This window comes from Streptomyces sp. NRRL WC-3549 (assembly GCF_000721935.1).
Taxonomy (GTDB): Bacteria; Actinomycetota; Actinomycetes; order Streptomycetales; family Streptomycetaceae; genus Streptomyces.
The window spans coordinates 1,876-5,218 of the sequence record NZ_KL585446.1 but is presented as its reverse complement, the minus strand read 5'-3'; the positions used below and the strand labels follow the sequence as shown (position 1 = coordinate 5,218).

Below are 3,343 nucleotides of genomic sequence, written 5' to 3'. Positions count from 1 at the left end.
GCCCGGCGGACCGGGCATCCGGCCGCTACTCGCCGCCCTTCTGCACGAACGAGCGAACGAAGTCCTCGGCGTTCGACTCGAGGACGTCGTCGATCTCGTCGAGGACGTCGTCCACGTCGTCGCTCAGCTTCTCCTGCCGCTCCTTGAGGTCCTCGGACGCCTGCGCGTCCTGCACCTGCTCCTCGGTCTCCTCGGTGGAGCGTGTCGCCTTCTGCTGTCCGCCGCCGGTGTCCTTGGTCGCCATGTAGCTCACCCCGCTCGGTTCGAAGCATTCGAAGCACTTGATCAGACCCTACCCAGGGGGTCCGACATCGGCCCGGTACTTTCCTCAACGTCTCCAGGTCATCTGATTGATTCCCCTTCGGCGCGCCTTTCAGCCCCCCGTGAGCGTGCGGACCAGCTCCTCCGCCGTGCGGCAGCGGTCCAGCAGGTCCTTGACGTGTTCGCGCGTACCGCGCAGGGGCTCCATCGTGGGCACCCGTTGCAGTGAGTCACGATCGGGCAGGTCGAAGATGACCGAGTCCCAGGAGGCCGCCGCGACGTCGTCCGCGTACTGCTCCAGGCAGCGGCCCCGGAAGTAGGCCCGGGTGTCCTCGGGGGGCTTCGTGCGGGCGCGTTCCACGTCCCGCTCGTCCAGCAGGCGCTTCATCCTCCCCCGGGCCGCCAGGCGGTTGTACAGCCCCTTGTCGGGTCGCACGTCCGCGTACTGGAGGTCGACCAGGTGCAGCCGCGGGGCGTCCCAGTCCAGGCCGTCCCGTCGCCGGTAGCCCTCCATGAGCTCACGCTTGGCCACCCAGTCCAGCTCACCCGCGAGGCTCATCGGGTCGCTCTCCAGCCGGTTCAGGGTGTCCTCCCAGCGGGCCAGGACGTCCTTGGTCTGCTCGTCGGCGTCCGCGCCGTACCGCTCCTCGACGTACTTGCGGCCCAGCTCGAAGTACTCCATCTGGAGCTGCACGGCGGTGAGTGTCCGGCCACTACGGAGCGTGATCAACTGCTGGAGGCTCGGGTCGTGCGAGACCTGGTGCAGGGTGCGCACCGGCTGGTCCACGGCCAGATCGACGTTGATGAACCCGTCCTCGATCATGGCGAGGACCAGCGAGGTGGTGCCGAGCTTGAGGTACGTCGAGATCTCGGAGAGGTTGGCGTCGCCGATGATCACGTGCAGCCGGCGGTACCTCTCGGCGTCGGAGTGCGGTTCGTCGCGCGTGTTGATGATGGGGCGCTTGAGCGTGGTCTCCAGGCCCACCTCCACCTCGAAGTAGTCCGCGCGCTGGCTCAGCTGGAAACCGTGCTCGTGGCCGTCCTGCCCGATCCCCACCCGGCCGGCCCCGGTGACCACCTGGCGGGAGACGAAGAAGGGCGTCAGATGGCGCACGATGTCCGAGAACGGCGTCTCCCGCTTCATCAGGTAGTTCTCGTGCGTGCCGTAGGAGGCGCCCTTGTTGTCGGTGTTGTTCTTGTAGAGGTGGATCGGCTGGGCCCCGGGGATCGCGGCGGCCCGCTCGGCCGCCTCCGCCATCACCCGCTCCCCCGCCTTGTCCCAGAGCACCGCGTCCAGCGGATTGGTGATCTCCGGAGAGCTGTACTCCGGGTGCGCGTGGTCGACGTAGAGCCGTGCGCCGTTGGTCAGGATGACGTTGGCGAGGCCGATGTCCTCGTCGGTGAGCTGGCTGGAGTCGGCGGTCTCACGGGCGAGGTCGAAGCCTCGCGCGTCACGCAGCGGATTCTCCTCCTCGAAGTCCCAGCGGGCGCGGCGCGCCCGTTGCATCGCCGCCGCGTAGGCGTTGACGATCTGGGACGAGGTGAGCATGGCATTGGCGTTGGATTGACCGGGGACGGAGATCCCGTACTCCGTCTCGATGCCCATTACTCGCCGTACGGTCATGCGGCCCTCCTTGCCCGGCGGCGCTCCCGTCCGGGAGCGGCGCTCAAGTACCGCTGCTGGTCCCCGCGCGTGCGGTGCCCGTCCCCGCAGGCGCGAAATCGGCGGTACGGCAGAGCCTAGAGCGCCTCCGCGCCGGTGGGGAGATCAATTACGTCATTGTTCGGGTGGCACCGGCGCTTCCGGCTTCCGGCTTCCGGGAAAACGGCCGGCTGCGGATGCCCGGGCAGGCATCCGCAGCCGGTCCGCGTTTTACAGGTACTGTCCGGTATTCGCCACCGTGTCGATGGAGCGACCGGTGTCCGCGCCCTGCTTTCCGGTGACGAGGGTGCGGATGAAGACGATCCGCTCACCCTTCTTTCCGGAAATCCTGGCCCAGTCGTCCGGGTTGGTGGTGTTGGGCAGGTCCTCGTTCTCCTTGAACTCGTCCACGCAGGCCTGGAGGAGGTGGGAGACGCGCAGGCCCTTCTGGCCCTGCTCGAGGAACGCCTTGATGGCCATTTTCTTGGCCCGGTCCACGATGTTCTGAATCATGGCCCCGGAGTTGAAGTCCTTGAAGTACAGGACTTCCTTGTCGCCGTTCGCGTAGGTGACCTCGAGGAAGCGGTTCTCCTCGGATTCCGTGTACATCCGCTCCACGACCGACTGGATCATGGCGTGCGCGGCGGCCTCCCTGGAGCCGGTGTGCTCGTCCAGGTCGTCCGCGTGCAGCGGCAGCGAAGGCGTCAGGTACTTGGCGAAGATGTCCTTCGCCGCCTCCGCGTCCGGGCGCTCGATCTTGATCTTGACGTCGAGACGGCCGGGCCGCAGGATCGCGGGGTCGATCATGTCCTCGCGGTTGGAGGCACCGATGACGATGACGTTCTCCAGGCCCTCCACACCGTCGATCTCGGCGAGCAGCTGGGGGACGATGGTGTTCTCCACGTCCGAGCTGACACCGGAGCCACGGGTGCGGAAGAGGGATTCCATCTCGTCGAAGAAGACGATGACCGGGGTGCCCTCGCTCGCCTTCTCCCGGGCACGCTGGAAGACCAGGCGGATGTGCCGCTCGGTCTCACCGACGTACTTGTTGAGGAGCTCGGGGCCCTTGATGTTGAGGAAGTAGCTCTTCCCCGCGGGCTGTCCGGTGACCTCGGCGACCTTCTTGGCCAGGGAGTTGGCCACGGCCTTGGCGATGAGCGTCTTGCCGCAGCCCGGCGGGCCGTACAGCAGGATGCCCTTCGGCGGGCGGAGTTCGTGTTCCTTGAAGAGGTCCGGGTGCAGGTAGGGGAGTTCGACCGCGTCGCGGATCAGCTCGATCTGGTCCCCCAGACCGCCGATCTTGTCGTAGTCGATGTCCGGGACCTCTTCGAGGACCAGCTCCTCGACCTCGCTCTTGGGGACCACTTCGTAGACGTAACCGGAGCGGGGTTCGAGCAGGAGCGCGTCGCCGGGGCGGATGGCTGTCTCTTATACACATCT

2 protein-coding genes and 1 pseudogene are annotated in these 3,343 nt (G+C 66.9%); all 3 read right to left on the bottom strand.

The genetic code is table 11. The features are described from left to right. Positions 1-25 precede the first annotated feature (25 nt). On the bottom strand, positions 26-244 hold the full coding sequence (locus tag IH13_RS0134740; protein ID WP_014044990.1) for a ubiquitin-like protein Pup: 219 nt from the start codon (positions 242-244) through the stop codon (positions 26-28). Positions 245-373: 129 nt separating this feature from the next. Continuing rightward, the gene (gene dop, locus IH13_RS0134735; RefSeq protein ID WP_199814930.1) at positions 374-1,885 is read right to left on the bottom strand and encodes a depupylase/deamidase Dop; all 1,512 of its coding nucleotides are present in this window, start codon (positions 1,883-1,885) and stop codon (positions 374-376) included. A 249-nt stretch (positions 1,886-2,134) separates the two neighbouring features. Next, a pseudogene (arc, locus tag IH13_RS39255) lies at positions 2,135-3,343 on the bottom strand (proteasome ATPase); the annotation flags it as partial.